10 protein-coding genes are annotated in these 12,686 nt (G+C 74.1%); 4 read left to right on the top strand and 6 right to left on the bottom strand.

All coding sequences use genetic code 11. The features are described from left to right. Nucleotides 1–62 precede the first annotated feature (62 nt). Nucleotides 63–971, top strand: coding sequence for an alpha/beta fold hydrolase (locus ACWHYA_RS15530; protein WP_425940791.1), 909 nt, complete (start codon nt 63–65; stop codon nt 969–971). Nucleotides 972–1,049: 78 nt separating this feature from the next. After that, nucleotides 1,050–2,384 carry a lanthionine synthetase LanC family protein gene (locus tag ACWHYA_RS15525; protein WP_425940793.1) on the top strand — a complete coding sequence of 445 codons (1,335 nt, stop codon included), beginning with the start codon at nt 1,050–1,052 and terminating at the stop codon, nt 2,382–2,384. Nucleotides 2,385–2,506: 122 nt separating this feature from the next. Here ACWHYA_RS15525 and ACWHYA_RS15520 read toward each other — a convergent pair whose 3' ends face one another. From ACWHYA_RS15520 to ACWHYA_RS15500, 5 genes are all read right to left on the bottom strand, one after another. Beyond that, nucleotides 2,507–3,733 (bottom strand): vanadium-dependent haloperoxidase, encoded by a 1,227-nt coding sequence (locus ACWHYA_RS15520; RefSeq protein ID WP_425940795.1) that lies wholly within the window; start codon nt 3,731–3,733, stop codon nt 2,507–2,509. Nucleotides 3,734–4,350: 617 nt separating this feature from the next. Further along, nucleotides 4,351–5,166 (bottom strand): alpha/beta fold hydrolase, encoded by an 816-nt coding sequence (locus tag ACWHYA_RS15515; protein WP_425940797.1) that lies wholly within the window; start codon nt 5,164–5,166, stop codon nt 4,351–4,353. 98 nt (nt 5,167–5,264) lie between these two features. Beyond that, the gene (locus ACWHYA_RS15510) at nt 5,265–6,272 is read right to left on the bottom strand and encodes a LacI family DNA-binding transcriptional regulator (protein ID WP_425940799.1); all 1,008 of its coding nucleotides are present in this window, start codon (nt 6,270–6,272) and stop codon (nt 5,265–5,267) included. A 75-nt stretch (nt 6,273–6,347) separates the two neighbouring features. After that, nucleotides 6,348–7,553, bottom strand: coding sequence for an endo-1,4-beta-xylanase (locus ACWHYA_RS15505; RefSeq protein WP_425940801.1), 1,206 nt, complete (start codon nt 7,551–7,553; stop codon nt 6,348–6,350). Nucleotides 7,554–7,640: 87 nt separating this feature from the next. Next, on the bottom strand, nt 7,641–8,981 hold the full coding sequence (locus ACWHYA_RS15500; RefSeq protein ID WP_425940803.1) for an endo-1,4-beta-xylanase: 1,341 nt from the start codon (nt 8,979–8,981) through the stop codon (nt 7,641–7,643). A 98-nt stretch (nt 8,982–9,079) separates the two neighbouring features. On the opposite strand from ACWHYA_RS15500, the gene ACWHYA_RS15495 reads away from it, so the two are divergent. Both ACWHYA_RS15495 and ACWHYA_RS15490 read left to right on the top strand, forming a co-directional pair. Further along, nucleotides 9,080–10,336 (top strand): ROK family transcriptional regulator, encoded by a 1,257-nt coding sequence (locus tag ACWHYA_RS15495; protein ID WP_425940805.1) that lies wholly within the window; start codon nt 9,080–9,082, stop codon nt 10,334–10,336. A 61-nt stretch (nt 10,337–10,397) separates the two neighbouring features. Then, nucleotides 10,398–11,378, top strand: a complete 981-nt coding sequence (locus ACWHYA_RS15490) for an acetylxylan esterase (RefSeq protein WP_425940807.1) — start codon at nt 10,398–10,400, stop codon at nt 11,376–11,378. Nucleotides 11,379–11,381: 3 nt separating this feature from the next. On the opposite strand, the gene ACWHYA_RS15485 is transcribed toward ACWHYA_RS15490, so the two are convergent. Further along, nucleotides 11,382–12,641 (bottom strand): ROK family transcriptional regulator, encoded by a 1,260-nt coding sequence (locus ACWHYA_RS15485; protein ID WP_425940809.1) that lies wholly within the window; start codon nt 12,639–12,641, stop codon nt 11,382–11,384. Nucleotides 12,642–12,686 lie beyond the last annotated feature (45 nt).

The raw sequence follows: 12,686 nt of genomic DNA, 5'->3' as shown, positions 1-12,686 counted from the left end.
GGACACCTTCCTCTCCGAGTCCTACTATGAACATAGTAGTTACGCGCTCGAAGAAGGTCGCCATGGACACGCCCCAGCCCTCCGTCGCAGGACCCGCCGACGGGACGGAGTGGTCCCCGCCGCTGCCGGAGGCACCCGGCTTCGCCCACGTCGTCGTGGAGACGCCGGGTCTGCGCACGCACCTCGCCGAGATCGGCGAGGGGGAGCCCGTCGTGCTGCTGCACGGCTTTCCCCAGCACTGGTGGCAGTGGCGCGCCGTGGCCCCGGCGATCGCCGCGGAAGGCTACCGGGTCCTGTGCCCGGACCTGCGCGGGGCCGGGTGGACGGAGGCCGACGCCCCGGACGTCGGGCGCGAGTCCCGCCTGGGCGACCTGCTCGCCCTCCTGGCCGCCCTGCACCTCGACCGGGTCCACGTCGTCTCCCACGACATGGGTGCCATCACCGCGATGCAGCTGACCTACGACCGTCCCGATCGGGTGCGGACGGCGGTGCAGCTCTCGGTGCCGCCGGGGTTCATGAGCTTCAGCCCGAAGGTCCTCCCCGGTTTCCGGCACCTGCCCCCGTTCATCTGGCACCGGGCCGGGACCCCGCTGGAGGGGGTCTTCTCCGCCAGCTACGTGGCGCGCCCGATGGCGCCTGACGTCGAAGAGGCCCACCTCGCCCCGCTCCGCCGCCCCGAGGTCGACGGCGCCGTGCGCCGGCTCACCCGCGGGATGCTCCTGCCCGAGGGCCTGCGGATGGCCCGCGGCGTCTACCGCCGCCGACGGCTCACGGTGCCGACCCGCTTCGTCTTCGGCCTGCGCGACCGGTACTGGAACGAGGAGATCATGGGACTGGTCTGCGGGGACCCGGACAGGTATGCCGACCGCGCGGACTTCGCGTACGTCCCCGGCGCGGCGCACTTCATCACCGACGACGCTCCCGAGGCGGTGGCCGGGCTCGCGCTCGACTGGTTCGACCGGGCGGGTTGACGACCAGGTCGGCTGACGACCGCACCCCCCGGACGTCTGCCCGGTGCGGCCCCCGAGAGCCGGTGCCATCATCACCGTATGGCGCAGCACACGCCGGACGACCACCTGGCCTCGGCGGAGCGGGCCTGGCGGTGGGTCCTGGACCAGGTCCGCCGGGACGACGGCCCCTGGATCCCCTGGCACGTGGACGGTGACGCGACCCTCCGACCGCCCTGGGACCGCGACGGGATGCACAGCGGGGTCGGCGGTCTGGCCCACGCGCTGGCCGAGATCCGGCTGCTGCGCACCTGGTCCGGCGAGGAGCGGGATCTCGCGCAGGGCATCGCGGACCGGGTGCGCCGGGCCGTGCCCGGGGAGCAGGACTGCTCGTTCTTCGACGGGCTGGTCAGCCACCTCGGGGTGCTCACCGCGCTGGGCGACCCCGGTGGTGCCGCGACGGCGGTGACCCGGCTGCTGGCCGTGGCGGGCCCCGCGGGCTGGCCGATGCGACCCCTCGAGGACGAGCGCATCGGTGCGGGGGCCACGAGCAACGACCTGACCCTCGGCACCGCCGGCGTGCTGCTCGGAGCCCTGTGGGGGCTGCGGAAGGGAGTGCCCGGTTCCCTCGACCTGGCAGACCGCGCTGCCGGGATCCTGCTCGCCGAGGCCGAGCAGGAGGAGGTCGGTCTGACCTGGCGGATGGTGCCTCCGCGTCACGTCGACGGCCCGTCGGGGGAGATGCCCAACCTGTCCCACGGTGTCGCCGGCGTCGCCACCGCCCTGGCTCTCGCCGGGTGCGAGCTGGAGCGCCCCGACCTCCTGGCCGCGGCCGAGGCGGGGGCCGCGCACCTGGTCTCCCTCGCCGACCAGGTCACCCCCGGGCTCACGGTCCCGTGCACGATCCGGCCTCGCCCCCGGGAGGACGACGGTCCCGCCTTCGGGTGGTGCCACGGCAGCGCCGGCACCTCGCTGCTGTTCCTCGCCCTGCAGCGGGCCGGGACCGCCGAGGTCGCGGCCCGGCCCCCGCTGGTCTGGCACCGCCGTTGTCTGTATGCCGTGCGCCACTCCGGAGTGCCCGCGCGGGTCCGCCCCGGCTTCTGGGACAACGACGGCCGCTGCTGCGGGACGGCGGGCGTGGGTGAGGTCTTCCTGGACGCCTGGCAGCGCGAAGGTCGTGCGGATGACCTCGGGTTCGCCGTCCGGCTCGCCGACGCCCTCCTCGAGCGGGCCGTGCACGACGGTCCGCACACGTACTGGCGATTCGTGGAGCACCGGGCCGCCGATCCGCTGCTGCCGCCCGGCGTGGGGTGGATGCAGGGTGCCGCGGGGATCGCTGCTCACCTGTTCCGGGTGGGTCGCGTCCTGCGGGAGGGGAGCGGGGCCGCCACGGTCGCACGGATGGACAACTGGTGGGCGGTGGAGCCGCCAGGGTGACCCGGTGGGGGCGCGACAGCCAGGCTCGCGACGCGTGCCTGGTCGTGGCGCGGCACGGTGCGGCGTGACCTGGTGTCAGGGCAGGAACGTCCCGACGACCCGCTCGGCGGTCTCGGTGCCGATCAGCCGACCGTCCTCCATGCCGTCCGGAAGTGGAAGCCCAGGAAGATGCGGCCGTCGACGACGTCGTTCAGCCAGGCGTCCTCGGAGTCGTAGTGCCGGGACGTGCCGGTGACCCGGGACTCGACCACGGTGTCCACATCGCCTTCGCCGTACAGGGCCTCGAGGGCACCGGCGACGCCGCCGCTGAGGCAGGCGTGGCCGCTGGGATACTCGGGGTACGGCGGGCTGGGCCGCAGCGAGACCCACGTCGGGTCGGCGGTGGTTGCCGGGTTCCCGTCCTCGTCGGCCCGGTGGATCGCGGTCACCGGCCGCCAGTAGTTCGCCTCGTACTTGGCCGCCCAGCAGACGATCAGCGCGTCGGCCCCGGCCACGTTCGCGGCCGCCAGCATGCGTGCGGACTCCACGATGTCCAGGTCGTGGCGGACAGCCCGGTCGCGCATGGCGTCCTGGTACTGACGCGGTGGGTGGTCGGTGAAGAACAGCCCGGTCTCGGTCTGCTGCGTGGTGCGCAGCGAGCCGGTCGCCGCGCCCATCGTGCGCGCCTCCTGGAAGTCCAGGGCGTAGGCGGCGCTGTCGATCGGGTCCGGTCCGTCGATCCCCAGGTCGGCCCCGGCCTCGAGGACGATCGGGGTGACGAAGGCCAGCCACGGCGCCTGCATCTCACCGGACCCGGTGGGCACCCACATCCCCGGCGGGGGGTCCGGTGGACGCGGCAGGGTGATCGGTGCGTCGAGCTCGGAGTCGTCCCGGGTGCCCAGCAGCGCGGCGGCAGCGTCCTGGCCGGCCCGCACCCCGTGCACCGTGCCCACACCCTTGGGTCGGCTGTCGAGGAATGCCTGGTAGTCGGCCGACAGGGCTGCCGCGGAGCTGGGGAAGTAGTGGCTCAGGACGTCGTGAGCCGCGGTGACGGCCGCGACGTCGGAGGAGGCGTGGGCCTTGGCCGGACGCTGCGGCGCGGTGGCGGTCCCACCGCCCTCCACGGTGACCACGGCGTTGTAGACGGCCGTGGAGACCAGCCCCAGGTAGAACTGGGCCACCGGCGGCGGTTGACCGCCCTCGGTCACGATCGTACGGAACGCGACGGCGTTCCAGTCCAGGACTGCGGCCGGGTCGTCGGTGACCGGCGGGCCCTGGGGGCCGGGGGCGGCCACCGCCGGGGTCACCGTCACCAGGAGCCCGACGGCGGTCACGGTGGTCAACCGGCTCAGTGCGGTGCGACGGTTCATGCGAGGGTCTCCTCCCAGCGCGGATGATGACTCCCACGGTCCTCGCCCCGCTGTGACGCACGCCATACGCAGAAGCGCGTATGGCGTCCCGCCCCCGGCACCGTGCTCCGCCGACCAGGGCTCACGGGGGTGCGCGGGCGCAGGTTCTACATCGGTCCTGTGACCGCCGCTCCCGGGCCTGGTCCGGCCTTGACCTCACCGCAGCGACGGCACTCCAGGACCTTCTCGCCGTGGGCGGCGATCTTCCAGGAATGGCCGAGCCTGAGCCAGCAGGCGACCTTCTTCCGGTTCATGTCTCATGGTGGCACTGCACCGGTGAACACCACAACGGTCGATGACGGCAGACGGTCGATCGCGCCAGACATGCGAGGTCGAGCCACCTGGAGCGGTGCGACAGGGACGCCCGCACCGCGGCAGCCGTGCGGTCCCGGTCAGGTGTCGAGCAGCCAGCTCTGGACGACACCGTGAGCGACGAAGCAGGGCCGGCGGTGGTCGTCACGCCCGCTGCGTCGCGGGTTGCGTGCGTGCACGGGTTTCCGGCGACACCCAGGATGACGCCAGCCCGACGGAGAGGGTCGGCGTGGGCGTGCGCTGCTCGCGGTGGGTGACCCCGTCGGCTAACAACCCTGGCTGTGCCGATGCGCGAAGTCGCGGATCATCGCGGCGTGGATGCCGGCACGCTGAGGGGTGATGGGCGCGAAGTGGTCGGCGCTGGGACAGATGCCGAGCTCGCCCTGGGGCAGGGACCGGTAGAGCGACACGGCCAGATCGAGCCGGCCTTCCTGGTCGTCGCGGTCACCGGCGAAGACGAGCGTGGGCGCCTGGATGCCGCCGATCTCCTCGGCGGTGAGCCCCGCGTAGTCGAGCCACATCGACGCGGTCTGGTGCAGCAGGGCCGTCCACCGTGCCTCTCCACCCGGGTGCCAGGCCTTCACCACCCCAGCGAAGTCGCCGAGCTGCGCGTCGACCTGGGCCAGGTCCGGCACGCCGGCCTCGTCGGCTCCCAGGAACGCCCGGGACTGCTCCCGCAGCCCGGTGCTGACGAAGTCCGGGTAGGCGGCGCCGACGATGAGGGCGCCTGCCACCCCGGGGTGACGCACAGCCAGCTCCAGCGCGACCTGACCCCCGTCGCTGTAGCCCCCCACCACCGGGAGGAACAGCCCAAGCGAGGCGACGAGCACCGCGACATCGTCGGCGATCTGGGCGTACGAGAGAGTTCCGCCCGGGTTGGTCGACCGGCCGTGCCCGCGACTGTCGGGGGTGATGACGCGAAGATGATCGACGAGGTCGGGCAGGAGCGGCTCCCACATCGCGCTGGAGGCCAGCCCACCGTGGATCAGCACCACCGGCGCTCCTGAGCCCCGCTCCTCGTAGTACAGCGACGCTCCGTCCACATCGACGGAACCGCTCGTCACGGGCGGCTGAGCGTCCACGACCTCCACGGTATCCCGACCCTGGCGCCGGCGACAGGGGCCGGCGCAGGTTCCGTGGGTGCGTCGCGCCTGTAGGGAGAGGCGGACCGCCGGTCGGCTCAGCCCGGCGGCGGGCTGGTCGAGGCGCGCTCGACCAGTCGCGTCTGCAGTCGCGCGTGCGTGGGGTCTGGGTCCTCGCCCGCGAGCATCGCCAGCAGCATGCTCAGCGCGGTGCGGCCCATCGCCCGCAGCGGCTGGGCGACCGTGGTCAGCGGAGGGCCGGCCAGGGCCGACTCCGGCACGTTGTCGAAGCCGACGACGGACAGGTCTTCGGGCACACCCAGCCCCAACGACCGGGCGACCTCGACGGTCCGGATGGCCATGAGGTCGTTGGCCGCGAAGACCGCGGTCGGGCGGTCGCGGCGGTCCAGCAGCAGCCGGGCCGGGGCGACGGCCGACTCGGAACGGTAGGAACCGGTGGCCAGCAGCGTCTCGTCGACCTCAAGGCCGGCGGACGCCATCGCCTGCCGGAAACCCTGCTCGCGCAGCCGGGCCGACTCCAGGTCCTCACGACCCCGGATCATGCCGATCCTGGTGTGTCCCAGGCCGATCAGGTGCTCCACGGCGGAGCGGGCGCCGCCGACGTTGTCAGAGTCCACGGTGGGAACGTCGCTGCTGCCGGTGTGCGGGTCGATCGCCACGACCGGCACAGCGCTGCCCGGCTCGATGACGGTGGGGGTGACGATGATCGCCCCGTCCAGGAGCGTCCCGCCGAGGCGGCGCAGCGACCGCCGCTCCCAGCCGACCGTCTCCCCGTGGGTGGCGCCGGCGAAGGCGAGCAGCTCGTAGTCGGTGTCCGCCATGGCGTCCGAGACGCCCTTGAGCAGCTCGGTGCTGAACGGCTCGAACTCGGCGACCAGCACTCCGAGGATCCCCGTGCGCGAGCTGCGCAGGCTGCGGGCGCCCAGGCTGGTCTCGTAACCGAGCTCGGCGATGACCCCGTGGACCCGGGCGGTCGTGGCTGCGGCCACGCCGTAGCGGCCGTTGACCACCTTGGAGACGGTCGCCACCGAAACGCCGGCCGCCCGCGCCACGTCCTCCATGCGCACCCGGCCGTTGGTCACCATGGCGTCATTATCTGCCTCCGGCGTGGCGGGCCCGCAGAGGCAGGTCCCGCCACGCCGGAGCGATCCACGATCGGCTCAGCGCCCGCGCGGGGTGCGCGGGGAGACGCCGGGGGCCGCCTCCCGCAGCGACTCGAGCATCGCGTGGTAGGCGGGCTTGGGCGTGAGGTCGTCGAAGAAGATCGTGGCCCATTCCTCGGGGAAGACGTCCGGGACCCACGAGTTGGAGTCGGGGAATCCCCACACCGTGAAGGAGGTGCACGACGGCACCGCCAGGCAGGCCTCGAGCATCGCGTCGTGCCGCTCGGCGTGCAGGGCGACCTGCTCGTCGGTGGGCACCCCGGTCTCCTCGTCGATCGGCATCCGCACGTCGGCCTCGGTCACCGCCACGTCCAGCCCCAGGGCGGCGAACCGCTCGAAGTTGGCCTGCATCGAGGTGTCGAAGCCGTACATCAGGCTCAGGTGCCCCTGGGCGCCGAAGCCGTGCAGCGGCACGCCGTCGGCGAGCAGCTCCTGGGCCAGCGCGTAGTAGGCGTCGGTCTTGGTGTTGATCCCCTCGGCGTTGTAGTCGTTGAGGAAGAGACGGGCCTCCGGGTCGGCCTCGTGCGCCCACCGGAACGTGTCGCCGATGAGCGCGACCGGGTCGTCGGCGCAGGCGGCCAGGAAGGGGTTGGCCCCGGTGCGCAGGCGAACACCGCCGGCGTCCCAGTCGTCCTGGAAGATCTCGTTGGCGACGTCCCACTCGTAGATCTCGCCGGCGTAGCGCCCGACGACGGTGCGGACGTGGTCCTCCAGCACGTCGCGGGCCTCGTCGCAGGTCCAGTCGGCAGCGGCGTCGCTCACCCACTGCGGGTTCTGGCTGTGCCACAGGAGCGTGTGACCGCGCACCTCCTGCTGGTTGACCCGGGCGAACTCCATGAGGGCGTCGGCCCCGCTGAAGTCGTAGACGTCCGGCTCGGGGTGGATCTCCGCCCACTTCATGTCGTTCTCGGGCGTGATCGAGCCGAACTCCCTGGCGAGCACCCGCTGGTGGTCGCTCGGGTCCTTCCTGTCGTAGTTCAGCAGGTCACGCTGGCCCCAGACGGCGCTGCCGATCTCCAGGTCCTTGGGCGCCTGCCGTCGCAGCGTGTCCTGGTGCCCCCTGGCGTTCTCGGGCGGGGCCGCGGCCTGCTGGCGGTCCTTGGCGTGGTCCGGCGGGGCGGCGGTCGCGGCGGGCGCGGCCGCAGCGGCCGCCAGGGCGGTCGTGGCCGCGGCCACGACGATGGATCGGGTGAGGTGTCGCACTGTTCTCTCCTTCGAGTGGTGGTGGGTGGTGCGAGTCGGGGTATGCGGTGCCCGCCGGCGGGTGCACGGCTGCGGCGGGCGCACGGATCAGGCGGGGTCGGGGTGCAGCCGGGCGAGGAGGTGGTCGGCCCCGGGCGTGAGCTCGACGGTGGCGGCCTCCGTGCCTCCGGGGAGGCGCACGGCGTACCGGCCGTGCCAGCCCGAGAGGGGGACGCGACCCTGCGCGTCGGTGCGCGCGGTGGTGGGGGAGAGCCACCACTCCTCCTTGACCAGGCGGCGGAGCGCCTCGTACGCGGGCTTCGGGGTGCCGTCGGCGCGGACCAGCCCGGCCGGCGCGTTCAGCCAGGCACCCTGGTCCCACAGCCCCCACCAGGTGAGCGACTCCACGCTCGGGTGGGACAGGACGGTCCGGTAGTGCTGCTCGAGCTCCTGCGCCTGGCGGGCCTCACCCTCGGGCGTGCTCGGCCAGCCGCCGGGCTCGACGACGTGGTCGTTGAGGTCGACGACGTCCTCCGGCATGAGGTCGCCGGAGACCAGCGTGGTCTCGGTCAGGTGCAGGGGCAGGCCGTAGCGGGAGAACCGCTCGAGCACCTCCAGGGTCTTCTCGGTGCCCCACCAGCCCTGGTGCATGTGGCTCTGCAGCCCGAGGGCGTCGACCTGGATGCCGGCGTCCAGGACGCCCTCGACGAGGGTGTCGTAGGCGGTGGACAGGTCGAAGTCGTTGAGCAGCAGGGTGGCCGAGGGGTTCGCGGCCCGGGCGGTCTCGAAGGCCAGCCGGACCATGCCGATGCGGCCCAGGCGACGGGCGAGCGGGGTGACCGCGTTGTCCTCGGCGGTGAACACGGGCATGATCACGACCTCGTTGATCGCGTCCCAGGTGTCGACCAGCCCGGCCAGGTCGCTGACCTCGCGGGTGATCCGCTCCCGCAGCAGCCGCTCCACCTCCTCCGGGTCGCGGCCCAGCAGCCAGCCGGGCGCGAGGGTGTGCCAGACCAGGGGGTGCCCCTTCACCCGGACCCCTCGCTCGCGGAACCAGCGGGCACCCTCCCGGAGCCGCTCGGTCTGCGGGCGACCCTGGGTCGGCTCGAACTGCTGCCAGTAGAAGGGCAGGGTCGCGGTGTTGAACAGCTCCAGCCACTGGGTGGCCGTCCGCCCGTGCTCACCGTCAGGCTCCTCGGCGCCGGCCGTGGAGTCCCCGCCACTGGCGTGCGGTCCGGCCGACGGGTCGGGCGGGAGGAGCTCGAAGCCGGCGCAGCCGAAACCGAAGGCGTGGTCCACCTGCGCCAGCACGACGTCGGTGTCCACCAGCGGGCGACCCGTGCTGTCGCGGACCTCGAGCGTGGCCGAGGCGGTCCGGTGGGCCAGGCTGGGGTCGGGCCGCGGGGACCGGAGAGCAAAGGGCGGTCCCAAGGGGGGTCCACTGGCCATGGATGCGCTCCATCATTGGTTGCGTCACAAAACTATCGGGAAGAAACTAACCCGGGACACGCCTCCGTGCAACAGGTCGCGATGCGTAGGCTGGCCCCATGCACCCGGTCCCCGCGACGGTCCCGTCGGCTCCCTCGGCCTCCCCGCCGGTCCCGGGACCGGCCCAGGTGTCGACGCTGCCGGTCCTGGCCCACCAGTCGACCCTGCGCGAGGCCAACCTCGCCGTCGTGCTGCGGGCGGTGTGCGCCGCGGAGGAGCCGCCGTCCCGGGCGGGCGTGGCGGCGGCGACCGGGCTGACCCGCTCGACGGTCTCCCGCCTGGTCGACGAGCTGGTCGCGGGCGGCCTGCTGCAGGAGGGGGCAGCCCTGCTGGCGGGGCCGGGACGGCCGGCCACCCCGTTGCTGCCCTCCTCCCGGGTGTGCGCGGTCGGGCTGCAGGTCAACGCCGCGCACGTCGCGGCACGGCTCCTCGACCTGCGGGGGCGGGTGGTCGCCGAGTCCCGCTCCGAGCCCGACCTCGTCGGCTCCGAGCCCGCCACCGGCCTGGCCCTGCTCGGCGAGCACCTGAGCGACGTGCTTGCCGCCGCACCGCCGGACGGTCGCGTGCTGGGGGCCGGCCTCGCCCTGCCCGGTGTCGTGGACGCCTCGGGCGAGCGGCTCCTGCGCGCCCCCAACCTCGGCTGGCGGGACGTCGCCCCCGGGACGGGCCTGCGGGACCGGCTCCACGGCATACCCCTGAGCCTGGCCAACGAGGCCAACCTCGCGGCGCACGCGTTCGCCCAGCCCGCGCCGGGGCGGCGGGGGCGCTCGGGGCACTTCGTCTACGTCTCGGGGGAGATCGGCATCGGCGGTGCGGTGGTCACCGACTGGCGCGTGCAGACGGGGCTGCACGGGTTCGCCGGGGAGATCGGGCACATGCCGTTCCGCCCGGGCGGGGACCCCTGCCCGTGCGGGTCGGACGGGTGCCTGGAGCGGTATGCCGGTCGCCTCGCCATGACCCGGCGCGCCGGGTTGCCCCCCGGCACCACGCTCGCCGAGCTGGACCGGCTGGCCGAGGAGGGGCACGCGGCCGCGCGGGAGGCGATCGACCTGGCCGCCGAGGCGCTCGGGGTGGTCCTCGCCGGCGTGGTCAACCTGCTCGACGTGCCCACGATCGTGCTCGGCGGGGAGATCGGCGACCTGGCCGACCGGCTCACCCCCACCGTGACCGAGCGGCTGCGGGCCCGGGTCATGGCCGCCGACCTCATGCCCCTGGAGGTCGTCCGCGACGCCGACGACGTCCCCGGCGCCACGGGCGGGGCGCTGCTGCACCTGAGCCGGGTCGTGGCCGGACCGGCCGCCCACCTGGCCGCCTGAGAGACCGCCCGCAGTCCCGGACCGAGGACGGCCGCCGTGATGGCGGCCGGAGAGGAGACCCGTGCACACCGACCTGCCCCTGGAGCAGCTGCTGACGTACCGGCCGCAGGTGGCCGAGCCGGAGGACCTCGACGCGTTCTGGGCGGACACCCTGGCCCGGGCTCGGGCCGCCGGTGGTGAGGCCACGAGCGTGCCGGTCGACACCCCGGTGACCGCCCTGCGGATCGAGGACGTCACCTTTCCCGGGTTCGACGGCGAACCGGTGCGGGCCTGGTTCGTCGCGCCGCCCGTGGACGGACCGCTGCCCTGCGTCGTGGAGTTCCTCGGCTACGGCGGGGGCCGGGGCCTGCCGCACGAGCGGCTGACGTGGGCCGCGGCCGGCTACGCCCACCTGGTCATGGACACCCGTGGTCAGGGCTCGACCTGGGGCAGCGGTGGGGGGACGCCGGACCCGCACGGGTCGGGGCCGGCGCACCCGGGCGTGATGACCCGGGGGATCGGGTCGCCGGAGGACTACTACTACCGCCGGCTGGTCACCGACGCCGTCCGTGCGGTCGACCACGTCCTCACCCGGGACGACGTCGACCCCGCCCGGGTCGCGGTCGTCGGCACCAGCCAGGGCGGCGGGATGGCGCTGGCCGCGGGGGCGCTGCACGACCGGGTCGCCGCGGTGGTGGCCGACGTGCCGTTCCTGTGCCACGTCGAGCGGGCGGTCACGATCACCGACGCCGCGCCGTACGCCGAGATCACCGCCTACCTCTCGGTCCACCGGGGCATGCGGGAGCAGGTGTTCCGGACGCTGTCCTACGTCGACGGGGTGGTGATGGCCCGGCGGATCACGGCGCCGACGATGGTCTCGGTCGCGCTCATGGACCAGACCTGCCCGCCCTCGACCGTCTTCGCCGCTGCCAACGCGATCCCGGAGCCGCCGACGGTGGAGGTCTACCCGTTCAACGACCACGAGGGCGGCGCGCAGGAGCAGTGGCTGCGCTCGGCCCGGTGGCTGGGGGAGGTGCTGGCGGCGCGGGGTGGCGCCGACTGACCGTCAGCCGCGTCCGTGCACGACGGCGTCGACGCCGTCGACCGACAGGAGCGTGTCGGTGACGAGGACGGAGGCCCCGACGATGCCGGCCCGCATCCCGGAGACCGAGCTGACGATGCGCAGGTGGTGCGTACCCAGGGGCAGCGACCGGCGGTAGACCGACTCCCGGATCCCGGCGAGGAGCTGCTCGCCGACTGCCGAGATGCGACCGCCGACGACGAGCACGGACGGGTTGAGCAGGGAGACGACGCCGGCCAGGACCGAGCCGATGTCGCGCCCGGCGTCGCGCACCGCCTGGATGGCCGAGGTCTCGCCGGCCCGCACGAGGGCCACGACGTCGTTCTGGTCCTGCACGTCCGCCCCCCGCTCGCGCAGCAGGCGCGCCACGGCGGCGCCGGAGGCCACGGCCTCCAGGCACCCCAGGTTGCCGCAGGAGCACAGGGTCTGGTTGCCGTCCGGCACGGCCACGTGGCCCAGGTCGCCGGCGGCACCCTGGGCGCCGCGCTGCAGGGCGCCGCCGCTGATGATCCCGGCCCCGATGCCGGAGGCCACCTTGACGAAGACCAGGTCGTCCACGTCGCGGTAGCGCTCGGCGTGCTCGCCCAGGGCCATGATGTTGACGTCGTTGTCCACCAGGACCGGCCCGGGCAGGGTCCGGCCCAGGAAGCCGGGCACGTCGAAGCGGTCCCACCCGGGCATGACCGGCGGGCTGACCGGCTGGCCGGTGGAGAACTCGACCGGCCCGGGCAGACCGATCCCGGTGCCGGCGACGTCGTCGAGCGAGCGGCCGGCGCGCTCCAGCAGGCGCGCGGCCAGGGCGGTGGTCCTGCGCAGCACCGGCTCCGGCCCGTCGGCGATCCGCAGGTCCTCCAGGTCCTCGGCCAGGACCCGGTTGGTCAGGTCGGTGACCGCGACGTGGACGTGGCTGACCCCGAGGTCGACGCCGACGACGACCCGGCTGGAGGGGTCGAAGACGAAGGTCACCGCGGGCCGCCCGCCGCTGGAGCTGGCCTCACCGGTGGGGACCACCAGGCCGGTGGTGAGCAGCTCCTCGAGGCGCCCCGCGACGGTGGAGCGGGCCATGCCGCTGGCCGAGACCAGGTCGGCCCGGGTGCGCGGCTCCCCGTCGCGCAGCAGCTGGAAGAGCGATCCGGGGCTGCTCGCGGCGGGCGTGCCGGCGCGGGATGACGGCGCGACCGGACGGCTCGACGGCGTCCCCGCACGGGTCGGCGGCGGGGCGAGGGGGACGGGCGGGCTGGCCATGGTCGACAGTCAAGCACTCTCGGTCGGCGGCGGCCGCGGGGTCGC

It is taken from the genome of Ornithinimicrobium carbonis, assembly GCF_977012275.1.
Note: the sequence above shows the minus strand (reverse complement) of the source record. Positions and strands in the feature narration are given on the sequence as shown.

Excerpts from the sequence above, each read along its gene's own strand:
- ACWHYA_RS15530 (WP_425940791.1), top strand. The coding sequence starts at position 63 with ATGGACACGCCCCAGCCCTCCGTCGCAGGACCCGCCGACGGGACGGAG.
- ACWHYA_RS15510 (WP_425940799.1), bottom strand. The coding sequence starts at position 6,272 with ATGGTGACCAACGGCCGGGTGCGCATGGAGGACGTGGCGCGGGCGGCC.
- ACWHYA_RS15500 (WP_425940803.1), bottom strand. The coding sequence starts at position 8,981 with ATGGCCAGTGGACCCCCCTTGGGACCGCCCTTTGCTCTCCGGTCCCCG.
- ACWHYA_RS15495 (WP_425940805.1), top strand. The coding sequence starts at position 9,080 with ATGCACCCGGTCCCCGCGACGGTCCCGTCGGCTCCCTCGGCCTCCCCG.
- ACWHYA_RS15520 (WP_425940795.1), bottom strand. The coding sequence starts at position 3,733 with ATGAACCGTCGCACCGCACTGAGCCGGTTGACCACCGTGACCGCCGTC.
- ACWHYA_RS15485 (WP_425940809.1), bottom strand. The coding sequence starts at position 12,641 with ATGGCCAGCCCGCCCGTCCCCCTCGCCCCGCCGCCGACCCGTGCGGGG.
- ACWHYA_RS15525 (WP_425940793.1), top strand. The coding sequence starts at position 1,050 with ATGGCGCAGCACACGCCGGACGACCACCTGGCCTCGGCGGAGCGGGCC.